Source organism: Streptomyces sp. NPDC006516 (genome assembly GCF_040611875.1).
Classification (GTDB): Bacteria; Actinomycetota; Actinomycetes; order Streptomycetales; family Streptomycetaceae; genus Streptomyces.
The window spans coordinates 264326-283755 of record NZ_JBEXPD010000011.1; the positions used below are offsets into that span (position 1 = coordinate 264326).

Genomic DNA, 19430 nt, shown 5'->3' on the forward strand with positions numbered 1-19430 from the left:
CGCTGCGAATGCGCAAGGAAGGCGCCCCCGGCGCAACCGGGGCGCATTGCGTTACGACCAGACGAGTCGCCCTTGGTCGACCTCGCAGACCGGATGGCTTCCATCGGCGATCTTCCTCAGCATCTCTGCCACGGAGTCGAAGTAGTGAGCCAGGGATTCGTACTCGCCCGTGGTCGTGATGTCACCCACGAACCACCTGCCGATCCGCCCGTCCCGCGCGTCGATGAACTTTCCGGTCCAGCCGTCCTGGTCCGACAGGAACGGGATCCACTCATTACGCCAGAACGGATTGTCCGGCTGGTCCGGAGGGTCGAAGCCACCGGACCTGGAGCGGTTGGCATAGAGCTTCTCCATCGCCCGGATGCCCAGAAAGAAGCTGCCCTCATCCGGGAACCCGGCAAAGCCGCAGCATTGCACATCGTCGTCCACATCCTCCGCAGGAAGATCCAGACTGTTCTGCAGCAGCCACACCCGAAGATCCGGGGGGAGGGAAATACCCATCCGTTCCTCGGCGGCCGCGAGCATCTGTTCCGTAGCGGGCCCCGGCAGATCCGCGTGTTCCACCGGGGCGTGCTGCTCCAGAAGACTCATCACGCGGGACCAGCTCTCCACCACACTCATTCCCTCTCCTCTCTCTGCACGGATGCCCCCGACAACTGCGCCTCCGTGGGGGTGCCGTTCGAAGCGTCGATGCCGGGCGTCGCAGGACCGAAGCGTGTGCGCAGAAACGTCACGTCGGGGAGCGCCGACCGGAAGCCTCGGCAGGGAGGGTACTCGGAGCAGGCCTCCTGCCCCGCCCTCCATGGCCCACCAGTGCCGGGCTCACGTCATGGAGACGACGACTTTTCCAGCCTTCGCGCGGCCCTTCTCGACGTACTCCATTGCCTGGAGGGTTTCGCCGAACGGGAAGACTCGGTCGACGACAGGACGGACCTTTCCGGTCTCGATGAGGGGGGTGAGTTCGCGCAGCTGGTCGCCGCTGGCCCTCATGAACAGGAACGTGTACGTCACGTCTCGGCGCTTCGCGCTGCGCCGGGTCTTGAAGCTGAGGGCGCTCATGGCCAGGCGGAGCAACGGGTTCGCGCCGAGTTCACGGGCGAAGGCCGGGTCGGGTGGGCCCGCGACGCTGATGGCCATGCCGCCGGGCTTGAGTACGCGCAGGGATTTGGCGAGGTTCTCGCCGCCGAGGCTGTCGAGGACGACGTCGAAGCCGTCGAGGACCTCTTCGAAGTCCTGGGCCCGGTAGTCGACGACGACGTCCGCACCGAGCTCCTTGGCCAGGTCTGCCTTGGCGGTGCTCACGGTGGTGGCCACGTGCGCGCCCAGCGCTTTGGCGAGCTGGACGGCGATGGAACCGAGGCCGCCGGCGCCCGCGTGGATGAGAACCTTCTGGCCCGGCTGTACGTGGGCCCGCTCGACCAGGGCCTGCCATGCGGTCAGCGCGACCAGAGGAAGGGAAGCTGCGTCGGTCATGGTGAGCGTGGCCGGTTTGGGTGCCAGGTCGTCCTGATGGACTGCGATGAGTTCGGCGAAGGTGCCGATGCGGTCCTTGTCGGGCCGGGCGTAGACCTCGTCGCCCGCCGCGAAGCGGGTGACGGACGGGCCGACCCGGACGACGGTCCCGGCGAGGTCGTTGCCCAGGACGAGCGGGAGACGATAGGGCAGGAACGCCTTGAAGTCCCCGTTGCGGATCCTGAGGTCCAGCGGGTTGACGCCCGCCGCGTGGATCTTGACCAGGACGTCGTCGTCCCCTACCCGGGGGTCGGGCAGTTCGACGGCGCGCATCCCGGCTTCGCCGCCGTACGTCTCGACCGTGAAAGCCCTCATCGTCGTCTCCGTTCCGTGTCCCGTCCGTGAGGACGAGGGCCGTGTTCGGTCCGGGATTCTCCCATTGCGAACCATTTCGTGGTGTCTTTGCGGGTGCGGTGCGGTGCGGTGCGGTGCGGTGCGGTGCGGTGCGGGTGCGATGTCCGGCCGCGTCGAGCGATCAGACCGTCGGCACGACCGGGGCGGCGATCCGGTCGGCGGCGCCTCCCTGGAGGTGCCGAGCGTGTCTCTGGGACGCGCAGTCCGGTCCGGTGGCCGAAGGTCCTGCAACCCATGAGATGTCCCTTGCCCGAGGGCGGGGAGGCGGTCGGGCCGGGGTAAAGGGGAGCCTCAGCCCGCGTCCGGCTGGGGTGCCGCGGACAGGCTCTGCTTGACGTACCGGCTGGTCTCGTCGGCGAGGATCTCGGGCAGGCCCGCCTCGATGCCGGCCAGGGCCTGGGCGGCGACGTCGGCGGCGGCGACCTTCTGGTCGGCGGGCACTGCGGCGGCCATGTCGGTGTCCATGTAGCCGACGTGCAGCGCCGAGACGGTGATCCCGCGCGGTGCCAGCTCCTCACGGGTCGCGTCGCTCAGCGCCCAAGCGGCGGCCTTGGACGCGGCGTAGGAGCCGAGGCCGGCCGGGTGGAACCAGGACAGGGCGGACAGGACGTTGAGTACGGCGCCGCCGCCGTTGCCCTCGATGACGGGGGTGAAGGCGCGGGTCGCGGCGAGCGGGCCGAAGAAATTGGTCTCCATCTCCCGGCGCACCTCATCCAGGTCACCTCCGATCAGCGTCGCTCCGGTGGAGATGCCGGCGTTGTTGATCAGCAGTGTCGCGTCGGACGCCGCGCGGGCGGCCTCCTGTATCGACGCCTCGTCCGTGACGTCCAGCCGCAACGGGATGACGCCCGGCACGTCGACGGTCTCGGGGCGTCGAGCCGCGCCGTACACCTTCGCGCCGCGCTCGACGAGCTGCGCGGCCAGGTGCCGCCCGAGCCCCCGGTTGGCGCCGGTGACGACTGCGACCGTGTTCTTCAGTTCCATGTTCGCTCCTGGTGCCTGGCGGGCGCCGTCTGCCACCCGCACGATTTAGATTATGTAGCCAATCTAAACACGGGTCTATGATAGATGCCAGCCGACATCCAAATGGGAGTGGTCATGGGCCGCGTATCGCAGGCACAGGCGGAGGAGAATCGCAGGCGGGTGGTGGACACCGCATCCCGGCTGTTCCGGGAGCAGGGCACGCAGGTCAGCGTCGCCGACCTGATGAAGGCGGCCGGTCTGACCCACGGCGCCTTCTACAAGCAGTTCGCCTCCAAGGAGGCGCTCGTCGACGAGGCCACCGCCCACGCCTTCGCCGACTTCACCGAGCGCTACAGCGCCGGGCTCGAGCGGCACGACAGGCAGCGCGAGGGCGCCCAGCAGTCGCTGATCGACACCTACCTCTCCGTCGAGCACCGCGACACTCCGGCGGACGGCTGCCCCGTCGCAGCCCTCGCGACCGACATCGCGCGTGAGGGAGCGGGGCACGAGGCCCGCCGCGTCTACGCCGAGGGAGTGGCCGACTTCGCCGATTTCCTCGCCACCGACGACGAGGACGGCATCGTCCGCCTCTGCACCCTGTTCGGCGCGCTGGTCCTGTCCCGGGCCACCGTGGGCTCCCCGCTCTCCGAAGAGATCCTCTCCGCCGCGCATGCGGCCCTGACAGAGGTGGGCTGATCAGGGGCACGGTGTGCGAACCCAGCCCGCCGGGGAACGGCGCCAGGCATCCGAGACGTCCACCGGTGCCGGCGCCGCGCGACGTCTGGCCCGGTCGCAGGCATCGAGGCCCGGCCCTCGATGAGCAGTAGGCCCGCGCCGTGGGCCTACTGCGTCACGTCACCGGAGGTTGGCTGGAGAAAGCCGGTGATGGCTGAGGCCAGAGCTCCGGGTGCCTGTTCCGCAACGTGATGACCGGCGTCGATGCCGTGCCCGCGGACGTCGCCGGCCCACCGTCGCCAGATCGCGCGAGGGTCACCGTAGAGGTCCTCCAGATCGTCCTGAAGCGACCACAGGACCAGGGTCGGACACCTGATCTGCGCGCCAGCCGCACGGTCGATCTCCTCATGCCTGCGGTCGACGGTCAACCCGGCGCGGTAGTCCTCGAGCATGGCCCGGACCACCTCGGGATCACGGGTGGCCTGCCGCCACTCGTCGTAGTTCTCCCCGCCCATCACCTCACGGTCCCCGTGGTACCAACTGTCGGGATCGGCGTTGATGACCCGCTCGGGGATTTCCGGCTGGGCGAAGAAGAACCAGTGCCACCACTGGGTGGCGAACTCGGCAGTGATCCGCGACAGATGCTCCGTCACGGGCAGGGCATCCGCGAAGACCACCCGCGTAACGCTCTCCGGGTGATCGAGTGCCAGGCGCAGGGCCACTGCCCCTCCGCGGTCATGCCCCACCAGTGCGAACCGGTCATGGCCGAGATGGCGCATCACGGCTGCCACGTCCGCGGCAACAGCTCGCTTCGAGTAGCCCGCGTGATCCGCAGTGAAACGCGGCCCGCGGGAGCGCCCGTAGCCCCTCAGGTCCGGACACACCACGGTGTGGCCGGCCTGCACGAGCAGTGGAGCAACGCGGTGCCACGTCGCTGAGGTGCGGGGGTGACCATGCAGGAGCACCACCGGCGGCCCGTGACCGCCGTAGCGGACGAATGCCGAAGCCTCGCCGATATCGATCTGCGCCGTCTCGAATCCCTCGAACACCTACGCCTCCTCGCGATGTTTTACACGCGGCACGTGGGCTGACCCCTGAGCGCGGCCACGACGACCGTGCCGTGGGAAGACGTATGCCCTCTCGGCGTAGCGCGTCGCCACTGCTCGCCCATTTCCTGGCCGGTTGATGGTCCGCTCGACTTCGTTGCGGCGTCAGCAGATCGTCTTGTCGATCCCTGTGGGCCGGCTACCTGTCGGACCCTGCCGCCCGCCGGCGTCAGCATCGCCAGTGGGCCAGATCTGGGCCTGCGTGAGCCGGATGGCCTCGTCGACGGGGAGGATCTCCGCATCGGTCTGGGTGACGGCGCTTGCCGAGGAGGGTCTCGGTGGCCGCGCCGTTTGCCGGCTGGGTCGTGTTGTCGAGGTGGTGGAGCCGACCGAGAGCGTGTGCACGTCGTGGTGTTCTCGGGGAACGCAGGCCAGGTCGATGGGCGCGCGTGCTGCCGCCGTTCGGGAGCGTGCGTACCGGATGTGGTGGCGCATGCTGAACGTGTGGACGCTTTCGCAAGGGCGGTGATCTACTTCGTGCCATGACGACTGTGACGAAGCTTCAGCCAGGCCCTGTCATCGACGAGACGGTCCGGCTTCTGACCGAGCACTACGTCTTCCCCGAGATAGCCGGGCAGCTCGCCGGCCTGCTGCAACGGCGCCATGCCGAGGGCGCCTACGCCGTTGACGACGCAGAGGAGCTCGCCCGGCTGGTCACCGCGGACCTGCGGTCCGTCAACGGCGACCGGCATCTGAGCCTGCAGTACCACGCCGAGCAGGTGCCCGAGAAGCAGGGGGCGGCGGTGCTGGAGTCCATCCGCGGGGACTTCGACACCTCGCTGGGCGGGGCGCCCCGGGTGGAACTGCTCGACGGAGGGGTCGCCGTACTGGAGCTGGCGCCGATGCTGTTTCCGCTGGACTGGGCCGCCGAACCGCTGACCGCCGCGCTCACCCTGACCGCCCGTGCCCAGGCGCTGATCCTGGACCTCCGGGCCAACCGGGGCGGCGACCCGGACACGGTCGCCTTCATCTGCAGCCACCTGCTGGACGAGCGCACCCACCTCAACTCCATGTACTGGCGCGACGGCGAACGCACCGAGCAGTCCTGGAGCCAGCCGCACGTCCCCGGCGCCCGTTTCGGCGGCAGCAAGCCGCTGTATGTGCTGACCAGCAACCACACCTTCTCCGCAGCCGAGGAACTGGCGTACGACCTGCAACAGCTCGGCCGTGCGGTGGTCGTCGGCGAGCCCACCCGGGGCGGCGCGCACCCTCGGGAGGGCTGGACGGTCCACCCGCATCTGGAAGCCTCGATCCCCATCGGCCGCGCCATCAACCCCGTCTCCGGCACCAACTGGGAGGGCGCCGGTGTACAGCCGGACATCTCCTGCGCTCCCGCCGACGCTCTGGACCGCGCACACGCTCTGGCCCGCGCCCGACTGGCAGGCTGACCCTCCGGCAGCACCACGCGCAGCGCCGCCCCGGAAAGCGCCGTCGGCCCCCCGTCCCGCCCTTCGAGGTGAGGGGGACGATTTTTGCTGTCCGGTCCCAGACCCGACAAGGACAAGGCCCATCCTCGATCGGCTGCGCCGCAGGTCGCGCAGAGGGAGCGCCGGGTCCGCGAAAGCAAAATCCTGCCGCGCCCTGCGCGAGTGGACCATTTCCGAGCGTGTTCAAATTGAGGCACTGGGCGGGCAGACCTGCCGCCCGGTGTCGGGGGAGGAGGCGCGTGGACGTGGGGGCCAGAACCTGGAGGACGAGGGGCGCGGCCGGAGGCGGGCGTGTCACCGTGCTCGTCGCAGCCGTGGCGGTGTTCGCTTCGGGGTGCGTCGGGCCTGGCGCGGTCGAGGTGGATCCGCGTGGCCTGCCCGGGACATACCGCGACGGCGAGAGGGGCGGAGAGGTCCGGCTGCACGCCAACGGGCGGTTCTCCGTCACGGGTATTCCGGCGAGCGACCTCTGGTGGCACGGAGGTGCCGCCTCCGTCGACTTCGGCGGTACCTGGAGTGCCGCTTCGCACTCGACCTTCGTGTACCTGGAGCCCGACGACTCGGGTGGCGGCCAGGACATGGGCGACATCCAGCTCTACACGGCCAGTCCGAGGAAGGTGTTCCTGCACCCGGACGTGGACGGACCGGTGACCCTGGAGCTCGTCAAGGTCACCAGCCCCTGCCCTGACCGGGGCGCACGGGCGTTCCTCTCGCCGCCGCCCCGATGCGAGGCCCGCGTCGGTGGCCCCGTGCCCTTCCAGCAGCACTGCGGGTCATCACGGAGGTCGTCAGCAGACATGGCATCCACGGCAAGGCCGCCGGACACAGCCGTCACCGGTCACCGGCCCGTGGACTGCCATTCGGGAGCAAGGACAGCCCAGAGCTGCTTGTCGTAGCGCGTGCCCTGGTAGGGCCACGCCTCGCGTCGCACACCCTCGAGTGTCATGCCGAGCCGCTTGGCGACCGCAGAACTGTGGTCGTTGTCGGCCCGGCAGTGCCATTCGGCCCGGTGCAGTTTCCGGGTGGTGAACGCCCACTCCAGCAGCGCGGCACAGGCCCGCGTGACGAGGCCGTGGCCCTCGGCGGAGGGTTCCAGCCAGCAACCGAGCTCGCACGAGCCGACCGCCGCGTCGAAGTCGGTGAACATGACGCCGCCGACCAGCGATCCGTTCCACCAGATGCCGTACAGCCGGGCACCGTCGGCGGCCTGGCGTTGTGCATACCGCTCGAGCGTGGCCCGGGCGCCGCCCACGTCCTCGGTGACGAACCCCGGCCCGACCCACGGGCGGATGTGTTCACGCGCCCGGTCCAGGTGCTCCGCGAACTCCTCGGCGTGCCGGACCTCCAACGGGGCGAGACGGGCATCGTCGTGCAACGGCAGCGAGAACATGAGCACCTCTCCATTCACATAACAGTCGTTACGATAAAGTAGCGTGGCGGCATGGCGCGTACCAAGGGTGATCACGAGGCACGCAGACGCGATGTCTCCCAGGCGGTCTGGCAGGTCATGGCGACGCGCGGCTTCGCCGGACTGACCCTGCGCGCGGTCGCGGCCGAACTCGGGGCGACGACCGGCTTGCTCACGCATTATTTCCCCACCAAGAGCGCGCTGGTGGAGTACGCCCTCGCCCTGCTCGAGGAGCGTACGTTCTCTCGCCCCCGCCGCGAGTCGGGCCCGGGGCTGGCCGCCGTGCGGGCCGCGCTGCTGGACATTCTCCCGCTGACTCCCGAGGCCACCGACAGCAACCGGGTCTGGGTGTCCTCCTGGGACGCCGCGCTCGCCGACCCCCACCTGAGCGCCGGCTACGCGCGCAAGTACGCCGACAGCCGTGCCAGGCTGACCGAGCGGGTGGTCGCGGCCCAGGAGCTGGGGGAGATGCCCCCCGGTGATCCCGCGGAGATGGCGGCCGGGGCCCAGTCTTTCGCGCTGGGCCTGGTGGTCCAGGCGCTGTTCGCCCCGGAGGCGTTTCCGCCGGCGCGGCAGGTGCGGCTTCTTGACGACTACCTGGCCGCCTTCGACCGCGCCGAGGAGAACGCGCCACCACCACCCTGACGCAAGGTGGCAGGTGCCACGGGGCCCGCGCGCGGATCCTGGCAAGGGTCATGGCCGGAGTGCGATCTTGACGGCTTGGCGCGGATCCAGGGCTACAGGGTCCACCTCGACCTGGCACGGCTCGGGCTCGGCCTGCGAGCCAATGCCTCGTCGCGCCCCCGGCACCGATCCGTCCGGAGCTCGCAGGCCATGCGCGAGCAGTTGCCGGCCATCGGGCGTCCGCCGGGCGGCCTTGCGCCCTCGACAGCGGGCGGGGCGAGGGGCGTCCGGCCACATCGGGAGAGCGCTGATCCGGCTCACGACCACCGAAGCGGGCGGTGCGTGCGCCGGAACGCATCGCCCGCGGTCGTGCTCCGTGCCGTCCGCGGCTTCGCAAAACAGCACGGACCGGGCTGCTTCGGCTACGACACGACGACGCCCGGCCTCAGCGCCACTCCGTCCCGGCTGCTGCTCCACCCGGACCAAAACCACGGCGCACCCCGCGAAGCGCGCAACTCGTCCGCGTCATTGCCGGGTCGGAAGACGATCGGGCACGGAGTCGAGAACCGCTGTCAGGAAGCGACGCACCGTCTGAAGATCTTCTGCCTCGAAGCCCTCGGCGACGCCCCGTACGTCGCTGATGACCGGTCCGAAAAAGGCCCAGCCGAGGTCGTGGGCCTTCTGCTCCACAGTGAGCAGCACGCGGCGTCGGTCAGTTGTGTCCCTGGTGCGCCGGATCAGTCCAAGTCGCTCCAGCCGGTCGACCAGGGCGGTCGTTCCGGCGGAGTTCAGGCGTAGTTGTTCGCCGAGCCGGCCGGGTGTGGCGCGGGTGCCCTCGCGTGCCGCATCCAGTAGATGGATCAGTGCCCGCACGTCGGTGGGGTGCAGCCCGTGGCCGGCGGCGAACTCGGCGCCGAGCAGGTCGAATCGCACGGTCACCGCGCGCAGCAGGTGGACCAGCTCCATGGCCGGGCTCTGATCGTCTTTCATGCACGCTCCCTACCTTCTCTTGCCTATTATCTCGCTGAACGAGATTATCGTCGAGCGAGGGGAAAGTCTGTGTCGCTGTCCGCCTTCGACCGTGCCTACGAGCAACTGCACTCCCGCTGGCCTGCCTTGACCGAGGCGCAGGACGTCCCCACCCCCTACGGTCCCACCCGCGTGCATGTGTACGGCCCTCAGGACGGCCGTCCTCTGGTGCTGCTGCCGGGCGGGGCGGCCACCGGACTGGCCTGGTTCGCCAACGCTCCCGCCCTGGGCGCGCGCTACCGGGTCCATGCCGTCGACCTGCTGGGCGACGCCGGCCGCACCGAACGGCGGGGTATCGCACTGAAGACCACCGCCGATCTGACGGCGTGGCTGGACGCCGTCCTGGACGGCCTTGCCCTCGCCCGCACGCACGTGTGCGGCCACTCCTACGGTGCCTGGCTGGCCGCCCACTACGCACTGCGGGCACCGCAGCGCGTCGACCGCCTCGCCCTCCTCGACCCCACCCAGGTTTTCGCCGCCTTCCGCCCCCACTACCTGCTGCGCGCGCTGCCCACCCTGATCCGTCCCAGCCAGGCCCGCGCTCGTGCGTTCCTGGCCTGGGAGACCGACGGCGCCCCGCTGGACGAGACCTGGCAGCGCCTCTACGCAGCAGCCACCACTCTCTCCGGCCGCAAGATCGTCACGGGCGCCCGCCCCCGCACCACCGGCCTGCACATGCCGGTCCTGGTCCTGCTCGCCCAGCACAGCCGCGCCCACCACACGGCCAAGGTCGCGGCCCGAGCTCGCCGGCGACTCCCGCACGCCGAAGTGGCCGTGCTTCCCGGAGCCACCCACCACTCCCTGCCCTCCGTCGCACCCGAGGAGCTGAACGACCGGCTGCTGCACTTCCTGCGCTGACGAAAGCCGCCTTGACCAACCCGGGTAACGCCCAGCGCCACGGTGCCGGAACAGCCTCCAGACCCACCGACCGTGGACCGTACGCGCTCAGGAGCCATGAGCCGCCGGCCTGGCAAGACGCACGCCTGCTCCCTCCTGCCCACGAGCGTGATGTACGGCGCCACCATGCTGTACGCGCTCGCCGCAGTCCTGGTGTGGAAGCCGGGCGGCGGCTCCCCCGCGATATCCGGCACGCCACCGGCTTCCTGATTCTTGCCTCCGTCCAGGTCGTCCTCGGCATCGCCCGCATCCCATCAGTCCACCTGCCCCTGGGCGTCCTGATGTTCGCCCTGAGCGTGCTCGCACTGATGCGGCGGCGCTGAAAACGGGGGTGGGTATTCCTGCCGTCCGCCCGGCGGCCAGGCCGGACGATGTCGGTGAGCTGGTGACCGCCGAGGCAGGAGGGGACCGGCCTCAGACCAGACGCGCCGGGTTGCCGTCGGTTCGCTCCGTCTCCAGCACCCACACCTCGTTGGCCCCGGGACGGAGTACGGGGCCGGGGACGAACAGGGCGGACTGGGGACCCATGGACCAGTACCGCCCCAGGCAGAAGCCGTTGACCCAGACGAAGCCCCTTCCCCAGCCGGGGAGTTCCAGCATCGCGTCCCCAGGGCTCGATACGTCGACGCCGCCCCGGTAGAGGCCCGGCTCCCCCTGCTCCGGGAGGCGGGACGGCAGCCCGGCGACCGCCTTCACGTCGTCGAACGCGTCCAGCCGCAGGCCGCGTGCGCTCACGCCGTGCAGGTACTGCCGCTCGTGCAGGATCCCGCCGGTCAGTCCCTTGGTCTCGCCCAGGTGGGGACCGTAGTTGACGCGTCCCAGGGACTCCACCCATAGTTCCAGCTCGGCAGGGCCCGCGACCGCCGTGCCGACCGGGGTGTCGATGCCGTCGACGGACAGCCGGACCAGGTCCCGTACACCGGGCAGGGACAGCGGCAGTGGGGGGCGGGGGCCGGGAACACGGACGCGGTAACGCACCAGGCCCCGGTCGACATCGAGGTCCTCGAAAGTCGGCGCCGTACCAAAAGCTCCCTCTGGTCCGCCGAGTGTGTCCATCACCTCGCCCAGCGGTGTCCACGCATCGAGCACGGCCGTGGCCGGCGCCGTGAGGACCGGCGGGGCTGCCGGCACGGGAGGCGGTGGGGTGTCGGCGAAGTCGGCGAGTACCTCGCGGAAACGCCGGAACAGTTCCGTGGGCCTGCCCCGTTCGTCGACGGGGGCACCGTAGTCGTAGGAGGTCACCGTCGGCTGGAAGGCGCCGTCGTGGAGGTCGCCCGCGCGGTTGGCGCCCGCCCAGCCGCCGAAGCTCGTCCCGCCGTGCGCCATGTAGATGTTCACCGACGCCCCGCACTCCAGGATCTCGCGCAGTACCGCCGCCGCGTCCCGGGCTTCGCGCGGCTCGGGCTCACCGGCGCCCCAGTGGGCGAACCAGCCGCACCAGAACTCCATGCACATCAGTGGGCCGGTGGGCTGGTGACGGCGAAGGGTGCGGAAGGCCTCGGCCGGGTCCGAGCCGAAGTTCACGGTGGCCAGGACACCGGGCAGCGAACCGCCGGTGAGCATGTGGTCCTCGGGCCCGTCGGAGGTGAACAGGGGCACCGTCACCCCGCCGTCCCGCAGGATCTGGGCAAGCTCGCGCAGGTATTCCTGGTCGGAGCCGTAACTGCCGTACTCGTTCTCGACCTGCACCATGATCACTGGGCCGCCGTGGTGGACCTGGCGCTCCACGACCTGCGGCAGCAGGCGGCCGAACCAGCGCCGCACCGGCTCCAGGTACGCCCGGTTCCTGGTGCGGACCTGCCCTGCCAAGCTGCCGGTGAGCCACTGGGGCAGCCCGCCGTTCTCCCATTCGGCGCAGATGTAGGGTCCGGGCCGGACGAGGGCCCACAGGCCCGCTGCGTGTACCGCGTCCAGAAACCTGCCCAGCGCCTCGGCGTCCCGGTACTGTCCGGGAAAAGGCTCGTGCAGGTTCCACGGCACGTACGTCTCGACGCAGTTGAGTCCCATCGCTCGAAGCATGTCCAGCCGGTGCGCCCACTGCGCCTCGTGCACCCGGAAGTAGTGCAGGGCGCCCGACAGCAGCCGCACAGGGCGGCCGTCCAGGGCGAATCCGCTGTCGGTCACGGTGAAAACGCCGTCCGCCGGTCGTTTGCTCATCGACGGTTCACCTTCGTCTCTCTCGTTGCGCACGGCAGCTCAGCCGACGTCCGCGTAGGCGGTGCCCACGCGCAGCCGGTCCAGTCGGTTCACGGCGTCGCTCTGCGGGGTGTCCCGGTCGTAGATGCCCCACTTGGGTTCGTTGGCGCTGTCCCAGGTGCGTGCGGCATAGCGGGTGCCGCCACCGGCGAAGGTCTGCCGGGTCCCGTTGAAGGACAGTTCCACCCAGCCTGATGCGGCCGAGGCAGAGGTGTGGATGCCGAGGGCGAACCGGTTCCACGCCCCGGCCGAGACCGGCGCCGACCAGATCAGGCGCCAGGTGGCGTCCGTGCCGACGTGGAAAAGGCGTATCGAGCCGTCCTTGACAGTCATGATCAGTGGGTAGTTCTGCGCCGCGTCGGGATACGACTTCCACTGCCACACCACGAAGTCCCCGCTGACGGTGGACAGCTGGGACTCCCAGCCCAGCCAGTAGGTGGAGCCGGGCGTGAAGGCGTACCGGGTGCCGCCCACCGAGATGCCCCGGGACTCACAGCGGACGAGACCACCGGGCTTGGTGAACCGGAAGACGGTCCCGTGGCCGTCCGGGTTGGCGGCGGTGACCAGGCTGCCGGGCTCGGCGCACTCCACGCTCCCGAATACCCGGGTGCCGCCTGCCGCGTCACCGTCCCAGACGGTTGCCGCACGAGCCGAGGTGGCGGAGACCAGGAGGCAGGCCAGCGCCGCCGGCACGGCGATGGAACGTCGTACCGTCGCCTTCATGCTGTCCTCACCGTGATCTTCTGCGTGGCGCCCGCCTCGGCGGTGAGATCCCCGAATGTGACGGTCAGCTTGCTTCCGGGTGTGGCCTGTTCGACCGTGGCGGGGCGGGAGACGACCGCGGTGATCCGGTGCCGCCACGTCACGGTCAGCGTGGTGAGGGTACGGGTGGGGTCGGAGACACAGACGACCGCGGTGCCGTCGGCCCGGTGCCGGATCAGCACCGAGCAGGGGGCGCTCACGGTGAGGTCGCCGACCGTTCCCGCTGCCCAGAAGTTGACAGCGGTGACGCCGAGGGAGGGGACGTGGACACCCTGGGCCCGTGATGTGTTGGCGAGTGTCCTGAGACGCCCTCGCGTGCTCGCGGCATGGGCCGCGGTACGGGCGGCACTGGCGCCTGGCAGCAGGACGTAGGCGTAGGCGCCGTCGACCGGGTCGATGCCGTGGTCAACGTACAAGGTGAGGTAGCGGTCGGTGAGGAGGGCGGTGGACGAGCCGGTTCTGATGTCGCTCCATCGGCCGGTGCGCTCCTCGCGCAGCGCCGTGATGCGGCCGCCGGCCGGGAAGACGTAGCCGCCATGGCCGGCGATGTGCGCCCAGCCGGGGTCGCTCAGCGTCTCCGTCCAGCCTTGGGCGCCGGGCTTGCGGTGGCGGTCCACGGTCAGGGCCTGGGTGCCGGCGGGGCCGAGGCGGCGGTTGTCGATCACGGTGTCGACCGCCTCGCCGTCCGTCGCGGTGACGCCGGCCCCCAGACAGACGATGCCCTCGTCCAGGAAGAACCAGGATTTGCGTGCCTCCAGCGTCGAGGCCAGACCCTTGAGGTGCTGGCCCACCGCGGCGTACGTGCCGTCGGTGGTGCCGCCGACCCATTGCACCGCGGGGCGTTCGGCGCCCCACTGGCCGCCCTGGCCGTCGGCAAGCCGCTTCCTGGAAGCGGTGATGCCGGGCAGCCGATTGGGGTCCACGGTGGCCCAGAAGGTCTGCGAGTACTGCTCGTTGGCGGAGTCGTCCCCCCACCAGGACAGCCAGCCGGCCCCGGTGTGGTAGCCGCGCAGGTTCTCCCCGTTGCCCCATTCGTAGTGCGCGATCCGGTCGGAGGCCATGGACAGGCAGGCGGCCCACCCGCGGCGGCGGTGCACCGCCCGGTCCTGGGACGGGAAGAGCCGGTGTGCGACCGGCTCGGGCAGGGGCTTGACCGAGGAGTCGTCCACGACGCTCTGGAGCTGGGCGAGCTTGTAGACGCCGAGCATGGGGTTGGTGTGCGGAGGGCTGAAGTACGCCCGCTGGATCCATCCCTTGGCCAGGGCACGCCAGCGCGCGTTCTGCTCGGGGCTCGCGGCGCGGCCCAGGGCGACGATGGAGGCGATGATCGAGTGGCCGCGCAGATGGTCGTCGTTGGCGCCGCCGGGATCGCCGGGCGGCAGACCCCGTGCGACGGCGCGTCCGGAGACGGCGTCCATGCACAGGCCGTTGTAGAGGAAGGGGGCCCAGGCCCGTTCGACGGCGTCGAAGTAGTTCTCCCGGGCCGGGTCGGTGATCTCCCAAGGGGAGTCGGCGAGCAGTGCGCACAGCAGGCTGAGGCCGGTGAACAGATCCGCGCCGTACGACCCGGCGTAGGGCACCCACGTGTGCTGGACGAAGGAGCCGTCACGGTAGAGGCCGTCCCCGGATGTCACGTAGGGGAAGACCGGGGACAGGGCCCTCGAAGCGAGGGCGAGCCGATCGGCGTCCTCGCCGACCAGGCCGCTGAGCGCGATCGTCCGGCACAGGTCGACGCGGTTGGCTCCGGTCGAGGTACCCGTGTACGAGGCCACCGCACTGTCCGGCACGAACGCGCGGACGGCTTCGGTGATCGTGGCGATCAGGTCGGCGTCCAGGTGCTCGTAAAGGATGGTCGCCGCGTCCAGCAGCGCGTGCGGCCCGCCGATCTGCCAGTTGTACCAGTTGCCGTAGCGGGCTCGACCTGCGTGAAAGACGTCGGTCACCACGTGCCGGATCCCGGTCACGACATCGCGAGCGAAGGCGTCGTCCCCGGTCAGACCCGTGGCGGGCTGGGCATAGGCCTCCGCCATGGAGCGCAACCGCTGAAACGTGAGCTGGATCTGCGCGGAGTAGGTGTACGACTCGGTGTCCGTGTCGGGATCGGGGTCCAGCCACACCATGCCCGGCCACAGGGAGCCCGGCGCGGGCAGCATCGCGGCCCGCCAGGCGGCAGCGTCCCTGCCCAGCCGGGCGAGCTTGGAGGCGAACGGCTCCGCGGTCGGGCTGAAACCGGAGCCGAGTATCAGGCCGCGCCAGGTGGCTCTGAGGCTTTCGAACTCGGCGGACGAGGCGGACGAGGCGGACGCGGCGTGGGCGGGCTCGGAGGTGGTCAGGACGGTCGCCGAGGCGGTTGCGGGAAGACCCAGCGCGGCGGCGGCACCTCCCGTCGCCTTGACGAATCCGCGGCGGGACCAAGGTGTGGGCATGGCGTCTCCAAGGACAGGGACAGAAGGGGGAAGACCGGAGGAGGAACGCGAGAGGGAGGAGCACGAGTGCGGTGGTGGGTTTCTAGCACGGTACGCACAAGATGCTCAATACGTAAGACTCATAAGAATCGATCACTAGAGTACGGTGGGACGTGCACCAATTGGGGGATCGTCAGGAGGACGACAGATGCGGTCGCATGTCAATCAGCGCCACGAACGGGTGCTGGAGATCGTGCGCAGGCGAGGCGGACTGCGGGTGACGGAGCTGGCGGAGGAGCTCGGAGTCTCGGCCGTCACCGTGCGGCGCGATGTCGAGACGCTGGCCGAACAGGGGCGGCTGATGCGGCTGCACGGTTCGGTCACGTGCCCTGAGCCGCCCGTCTCCGGCCCGGCCGCCGACGGCGTCGGCGTGGACGCCTCCGCGCCGTCGGCGCCCACCGGAGTCGTTCTGGGCATGGTGGTGCCCAGCATGGAGCACTACTTCGCGGAGCTGGTCAAGGGCGCTCAGGACGCCGTGGCGGCGCGCGGCGGCCGGCTGGTGCTCGGCATCGCCCACTGGCGGTCCGAGGAGGACACCGCGCAGATCGGGCGGATGCTCGACGGCGGTGTCGACGGCCTGCTGATCCAGCCCAGCTGGGAACGCGGCGTGCCCAGCCCCGAGCAGGAGCAACAGCTGCTGGCGCTCCGGGTCCCGGCCGTTCTGGTGGACCGGCGCGTCCCTCTCGGGGGCCGGCTGGCCGGACTGGACAGCGCGCGCTCCGACCATGCGCTCGGGGCCGCCGTCGCAGTCCACCACCTCGCCGGGCTGGGGCACGAGCGGATCTCCCTGCTCGCCCAGGACAACCCGACGTCACCGCAGGTCCGGGAGGGGTACGAAGCCGCCATGGCGGCGCGCGGACTCCCGGTGCCTCCGCCCGTGAACGTCGACCCGGATGACCCGGCCGGCCTGGAGGATGCGGCCCGGTCGCTGTACCGGTCGGTGGCGAAGGGCGGGGTCACCGCCGCGATCGTCCACAACGATCAGACCGCGATCGGCGTGGTGCAACGGCTGCGCGAACGCGGCCTCTCCCTCCCGGGTGACATGTCGCTGGTGGCATACGAGGACGAAATGGCGGCGCTGGCCGATGTGCCGCTGACCGCCGTGGCCCCGCCTCGGCAGGCAGTGGGGGAGAGTGCCGTCGAGATGATGTTCACCCGGCTCGCAGGAGGCCCCGGTGCCGCGGGGCCGAGCCGGCACCTCTCGCTGGTGCCCCGGCTCATGGTGCGGGCGTCCAGCGCTCCACCCCGGTGATCCCGGGCACCTGACAGTTGATTGTTTTGATCGAGTTGGTCATTTGCTCTTGACGGACGATCGTTCTGCGCAAAAGATGAGCGAAATCGCCTCCGATCGCTGAGGCGCCTTGCTCACCGAGGAGCTCGTGCAGATGAAGCCTGCCCACCGCATACCCCGCCTCGCGCTCACAGCATCCCTGGGCTGTCTGGCCCTCCTCGCCACCGCCTGCGGCGGGGGCGGCGGGACGTCCGGGGCCTCGGACGACAAGCCGGTCACCCTCACCATGTGGTCCTGGATGGTCGGCACCGAAGAGGTCGTCGAAAAGTTCAACGCCACCCACGAAGACATCAAGGTCGAGTACACCGAGATCACCGCCGGCACCGACGGCTATTCCAAGATCGACAGTGCGATCAAGGGCGGCAACGCGCCGGACGTCGTGGGCATGGAGTACGCGATGCTCCCCGAGTTCGCCAGCCAGGGGAACCTGGAGGATCTGACCGAACACTCCGGAAAGCTGGTCAAGTCGTTCCCCGAGAACCTCCAGTCGCTGGTAACTCCCGGAGGCCGTACGTGGGGCGTCCCCTTCGACGTCACCCCACAGCTCCTCTACTACCGGACCGACCTGTTCGAGAAGGCCGGCGTGGAGGTCCCGGGTACCTGGGCGGAATTCGGGGAGGCCGCGGAGAAGATCAAGGCCGCTGACAAGGGGGCCCGCATCCTCAACATCCCCAAGGGCGGCGACATCCCGTTCATCAACGGACTCGCATGGCAGGCAGGTTCGCAGGGCTTCGGCGTCCAGGGCGACGCCTGGACGGTGGCCGTCGACGACGAGCCCGCCCTGAAGGTCGCCGAGTTCTGGGACGGCCTGGTACGCGACGATCTGGTGCTCAACCACCCCGCATGGAGCGAGGAGGAGAGTACCGCCAAGAAGAAGAATCAGGTCGCCGCTTTCATCGGCGCCCCCTGGAGCGGAGCCGGCCTCATATCCCAGACGCCGGAACAGAAGGGAAAGTGGGCCGTGGCGCCGCTTCCCACATGGGACGGCACACCGGCCACCGGAACCTGGGGCGGCACCTCCTTCGCCGTACCCAAGGGCAGCGACCACATCGAGGGAGCGGCCGAATTCATCGAGTGGCTCACCACCGATCCGGCCGCGATGAAGGCCCGGCTCGCGGATGCCGAGGCGCCGAGCAGTGTTCTGCCCGCGGCCCCCGGTCTGCAGAAGGTCGCGGCGGCGGAGTTCGCCCGAGCGGCCGACGGCTATTTCGCCAACGACCTCTACCAGGTCGCCGCCGACCAGGTGGACACCGTCGTCGGCGGCTGGACCTGGGGCCCGGTGCAGGGTTCGGTGAACGAGGCGTTCGAGAGCGCCGTGCCCAAGGGCGGCTGGGAGGCCGGCTTCGAAGCGGCTCAGCGGGCGGCGCTGAAGGCCCTCGACGACCGCGGACTGAAGACGGTCGGCTGACCTCGTAGCGGCGGACCTGCGACGCGGGGGTACCCGTCCGCCCTCCCGGGCTCGACCTGGTGCGGTAGCCACTCGACGCGGGGCGGGCGCCACGGAAGGGCCCGCCTGGTGGACCGGTCCGGGGGCGAGCGCCGCGGAAGCCCGTCCGCCCCCGCCGGCACACCACGAAAGCCGCCATGCCCGGCGCCCTCAAGCGCGCGGACCCCCAGCGGCACACCACCGAGGCCGCCGTGCCACCCGATCCACCACTGTTCCGGCCCCGCCGCCCCGGGCGCCCCGGTCAGGAGAACCCATGACAGTTCCAGCCCCAGCCCCTGCCCGCCGTTCGACCGGCCGTGCCCGACAGCGCGCCGCCGCGGCCTACCTCATACCTTTCTTCACCCTCTTCACGCTCGTCATGGTCGCCCCCATCGGCTACGCGCTCTGGACGAGTCTGTTCAAGGAAGAGTCCTCCGGCCTCGGCTTCGGCGGCACCGACAGCGTCTTCGTCGGCCTCGGCAACTACGCCGACGCACTCGGCGACACCGCCCTGCGTGCCTCGTTCCTGAACGTCGCCGCCTACGTGGCGATCTACATCCCGCTCATGACCTGCGCGGCACTGCTGCTCGCCCTGCTCCTGGACTCGACCGTCGCACGGGCCAAGCGGCTGTTCCAGCTCGCCCTCTTCCTGCCCTACACGGTGCCCACCGTCATCGCGGCGATCATCTGGGTCTATCTGTACTCCCCGAGCCTCAGCCCGCTCATGGACTGGTTCGGCTCGGCGGGCGTCAGCGTGGACTTCTTCTCCGCGCCGCTGGCCGTGCCCTCGGTCGTCAACATCGTGACCTGGCACTACGTCGGGTACAACATGGTGATCCTCTACGCGGCGCTCCAGGCGATTCCCCGGGAGACGCTCGAAGCGGCCATGATGGACGGCGCCGGGGCAATCCGCACCGCGCTGCGGATCAAGGTCCCACACATCCGTCCCGCCCTGGTCCTGAGCCTCCTGTTCACCTGCGTCGGCGCCATCCAGCTCTTCAACGAGCCCTACATGCTCACGACCCAGTCAGAGGCCATCAACCGCGACTGGTCACCCGTGATGTACGTCCACAAGACGGCGTTCGTCGACCACCAGCACGGCCTCGCCTCCGCAGCGGCGATCCTTGTCGCTCTCCTGGCCGGCCTCCTGTCCTACGCAGTCACCAAGCTCGGCAACCGCTGGAAGGCAGCATGACCACGCACACCGTCACCGGGCAGCCCACCCCCCGCACGGCAGGCGAGGGGAGCGGGCCGAAGGTGCGAACCCGGCAGCCCCGCCAACGCCCTGACCGGCG

Annotated in this window: 16 protein-coding genes and 2 pseudogenes; 8 read left to right on the plus strand and 10 right to left on the minus strand. The window is 70.2% G+C overall.

What is annotated here, in order from left to right; all coding sequences use genetic code 11:
* Positions 1-51 precede the first annotated feature (51 nt).
* The 3 genes from ABZY45_RS26760 to ABZY45_RS26770 all read right to left on the minus strand — a co-directional run bounded on the left by ABZY45_RS26760 (position 52) and on the right by ABZY45_RS26770 (position 2850).
* Complete coding sequence (locus ABZY45_RS26760) at positions 52-621, minus strand: SMI1/KNR4 family protein (RefSeq protein ID WP_356743746.1); 570 nt, start codon at positions 619-621, stop codon at positions 52-54.
* Positions 622-822: 201 nt separating this feature from the next.
* Positions 823-1827 (minus strand): NADP-dependent oxidoreductase, encoded by a 1005-nt coding sequence (locus ABZY45_RS26765; protein WP_356743748.1) that lies wholly within the window; start codon positions 1825-1827, stop codon positions 823-825.
* A gap of 330 nt (positions 1828-2157) precedes the next feature.
* On the minus strand, positions 2158-2850 hold the full coding sequence (locus ABZY45_RS26770; RefSeq protein ID WP_356743750.1) for an SDR family oxidoreductase: 693 nt from the start codon (positions 2848-2850) through the stop codon (positions 2158-2160).
* Between the two features lie 114 nt (positions 2851-2964).
* Between ABZY45_RS26770 and ABZY45_RS26775 the strand changes: the two genes are divergently transcribed.
* The gene (locus ABZY45_RS26775) at positions 2965-3525 is read left to right on the plus strand and encodes a TetR family transcriptional regulator (protein ID WP_356743751.1); all 561 of its coding nucleotides are present in this window, start codon (positions 2965-2967) and stop codon (positions 3523-3525) included.
* 146 nt (positions 3526-3671) lie between these two features.
* On the opposite strand, the gene ABZY45_RS26780 is transcribed toward ABZY45_RS26775, so the two are convergent.
* Complete coding sequence (locus tag ABZY45_RS26780) at positions 3672-4553, minus strand: alpha/beta hydrolase (protein ID WP_356743753.1); 882 nt, start codon at positions 4551-4553, stop codon at positions 3672-3674.
* A gap of 20 nt (positions 4554-4573) precedes the next feature.
* Positions 4574-4779: pseudogene (locus ABZY45_RS26785) on the minus strand (hypothetical protein); the annotation flags it as partial.
* Positions 4780-5092: 313 nt separating this feature from the next.
* On the opposite strand from ABZY45_RS26785, the gene ABZY45_RS26790 reads away from it, so the two are divergent.
* Positions 5093-5998: a S41 family peptidase gene (locus tag ABZY45_RS26790; protein WP_356743754.1), complete on the plus strand. Its 906-nt coding sequence runs from the start codon at positions 5093-5095 to the stop codon at positions 5996-5998.
* An 877-nt stretch (positions 5999-6875) separates the two neighbouring features.
* On the opposite strand, the gene ABZY45_RS26795 is transcribed toward ABZY45_RS26790, so the two are convergent.
* Positions 6876-7427 carry a GNAT family protein gene (locus tag ABZY45_RS26795; RefSeq protein ID WP_356743756.1) on the minus strand — a complete coding sequence of 184 codons (552 nt, stop codon included), beginning with the start codon at positions 7425-7427 and terminating at the stop codon, positions 6876-6878.
* Positions 7428-7478: 51 nt separating this feature from the next.
* On the opposite strand from ABZY45_RS26795, the gene ABZY45_RS26800 reads away from it, so the two are divergent.
* On the plus strand, positions 7479-8090 hold the full coding sequence (locus ABZY45_RS26800) for a TetR/AcrR family transcriptional regulator (protein WP_356743757.1): 612 nt from the start codon (positions 7479-7481) through the stop codon (positions 8088-8090).
* A 504-nt stretch (positions 8091-8594) separates the two neighbouring features.
* Here the strand turns inward: ABZY45_RS26800 and ABZY45_RS26805 are convergent.
* On the minus strand, positions 8595-9059 hold the full coding sequence (locus ABZY45_RS26805) for a helix-turn-helix domain-containing protein (protein ID WP_356743759.1): 465 nt from the start codon (positions 9057-9059) through the stop codon (positions 8595-8597).
* Positions 9060-9128: 69 nt separating this feature from the next.
* Between ABZY45_RS26805 and ABZY45_RS26810 the strand changes: the two genes are divergently transcribed.
* Both ABZY45_RS26810 and ABZY45_RS26815 read left to right on the plus strand, forming a co-directional pair.
* Positions 9129-9956 carry an alpha/beta hydrolase gene (locus tag ABZY45_RS26810; protein WP_356743761.1) on the plus strand — a complete coding sequence of 276 codons (828 nt, stop codon included), beginning with the start codon at positions 9129-9131 and terminating at the stop codon, positions 9954-9956.
* Positions 9957-10103: 147 nt separating this feature from the next.
* Positions 10104-10318, plus strand: a pseudogene (locus ABZY45_RS26815) (hypothetical protein); the annotation flags it as partial.
* 91 nt (positions 10319-10409) lie between these two features.
* On the opposite strand, the gene ABZY45_RS26820 reads toward ABZY45_RS26815, so the two are convergent.
* From ABZY45_RS26820 to ABZY45_RS26830, 3 genes are read right to left on the minus strand one after another with little or no spacing between them, the layout of a single operon-like run.
* The gene (locus ABZY45_RS26820; protein ID WP_356743762.1) at positions 10410-12152 is read right to left on the minus strand and encodes a beta-galactosidase family protein; all 1743 of its coding nucleotides are present in this window, start codon (positions 12150-12152) and stop codon (positions 10410-10412) included.
* A 39-nt stretch (positions 12153-12191) separates the two neighbouring features.
* Positions 12192-12914, minus strand: coding sequence for a heparin lyase I family protein (locus ABZY45_RS26825; RefSeq protein WP_356743763.1), 723 nt, complete (start codon positions 12912-12914; stop codon positions 12192-12194).
* On the minus strand, positions 12911-15379 hold the full coding sequence (locus tag ABZY45_RS26830) for a polysaccharide lyase 8 family protein (RefSeq protein ID WP_356743765.1): 2469 nt from the start codon (positions 15377-15379) through the stop codon (positions 12911-12913). Before ABZY45_RS26830 ends, ABZY45_RS26825 begins: the two co-directional genes overlap by 4 nt.
* 187 nt (positions 15380-15566) lie before the next feature.
* Here ABZY45_RS26830 and ABZY45_RS26835 point away from each other — a divergent pair, with 187 nt between their 5' ends.
* The 3 genes from ABZY45_RS26835 to ABZY45_RS26845 all read left to right on the plus strand — a co-directional run bounded on the left by ABZY45_RS26835 (position 15567) and on the right by ABZY45_RS26845 (position 19330).
* Positions 15567-16670: a substrate-binding domain-containing protein gene (locus ABZY45_RS26835; protein ID WP_356743766.1), complete on the plus strand. Its 1104-nt coding sequence runs from the start codon at positions 15567-15569 to the stop codon at positions 16668-16670.
* Positions 16671-16803: 133 nt separating this feature from the next.
* Positions 16804-18117, plus strand: a complete 1314-nt coding sequence (locus ABZY45_RS26840; protein ID WP_356743768.1) for a sugar ABC transporter substrate-binding protein — start codon at positions 16804-16806, stop codon at positions 18115-18117.
* A 292-nt stretch (positions 18118-18409) separates the two neighbouring features.
* Complete coding sequence (locus tag ABZY45_RS26845) at positions 18410-19330, plus strand: sugar ABC transporter permease (RefSeq protein ID WP_356743770.1); 921 nt, start codon at positions 18410-18412, stop codon at positions 19328-19330.
* The last annotated feature ends 100 nt before the right edge of the window (positions 19331-19430 follow it).

What these genes read in the sequence shown, in the direction of transcription:
- ABZY45_RS26845 (WP_356743770.1), top strand. Translation starts at nt 18,410, where the DNA reads ATGACAGTTCCAGCCCCAGCCCCTGCCCGCCGTTCGACCGGCCGTGCC.
- ABZY45_RS26760 (WP_356743746.1), bottom strand. Translation starts at nt 621, where the DNA reads ATGAGTGTGGTGGAGAGCTGGTCCCGCGTGATGAGTCTTCTGGAGCAG.
- ABZY45_RS26775 (WP_356743751.1), top strand. Translation starts at nt 2,965, where the DNA reads ATGGGCCGCGTATCGCAGGCACAGGCGGAGGAGAATCGCAGGCGGGTG.
- ABZY45_RS26770 (WP_356743750.1), bottom strand. Translation starts at nt 2,850, where the DNA reads ATGGAACTGAAGAACACGGTCGCAGTCGTCACCGGCGCCAACCGGGGG.
- ABZY45_RS26820 (WP_356743762.1), bottom strand. Translation starts at nt 12,152, where the DNA reads ATGAGCAAACGACCGGCGGACGGCGTTTTCACCGTGACCGACAGCGGA.
- ABZY45_RS26840 (WP_356743768.1), top strand. Translation starts at nt 16,804, where the DNA reads ATGAAGCCTGCCCACCGCATACCCCGCCTCGCGCTCACAGCATCCCTG.
- ABZY45_RS26825 (WP_356743763.1), bottom strand. Translation starts at nt 12,914, where the DNA reads ATGAAGGCGACGGTACGACGTTCCATCGCCGTGCCGGCGGCGCTGGCC.
- ABZY45_RS26835 (WP_356743766.1), top strand. Translation starts at nt 15,567, where the DNA reads ATGCGGTCGCATGTCAATCAGCGCCACGAACGGGTGCTGGAGATCGTG.
- ABZY45_RS26805 (WP_356743759.1), bottom strand. Translation starts at nt 9,059, where the DNA reads ATGAAAGACGATCAGAGCCCGGCCATGGAGCTGGTCCACCTGCTGCGC.
- ABZY45_RS26795 (WP_356743756.1), bottom strand. Translation starts at nt 7,427, where the DNA reads ATGTTCTCGCTGCCGTTGCACGACGATGCCCGTCTCGCCCCGTTGGAG.
- ABZY45_RS26790 (WP_356743754.1), top strand. Translation starts at nt 5,093, where the DNA reads ATGACGACTGTGACGAAGCTTCAGCCAGGCCCTGTCATCGACGAGACG.
- ABZY45_RS26830 (WP_356743765.1), bottom strand. Translation starts at nt 15,379, where the DNA reads ATGCCCACACCTTGGTCCCGCCGCGGATTCGTCAAGGCGACGGGAGGT.
- ABZY45_RS26800 (WP_356743757.1), top strand. Translation starts at nt 7,479, where the DNA reads ATGGCGCGTACCAAGGGTGATCACGAGGCACGCAGACGCGATGTCTCC.
- ABZY45_RS26765 (WP_356743748.1), bottom strand. Translation starts at nt 1,827, where the DNA reads ATGAGGGCTTTCACGGTCGAGACGTACGGCGGCGAAGCCGGGATGCGC.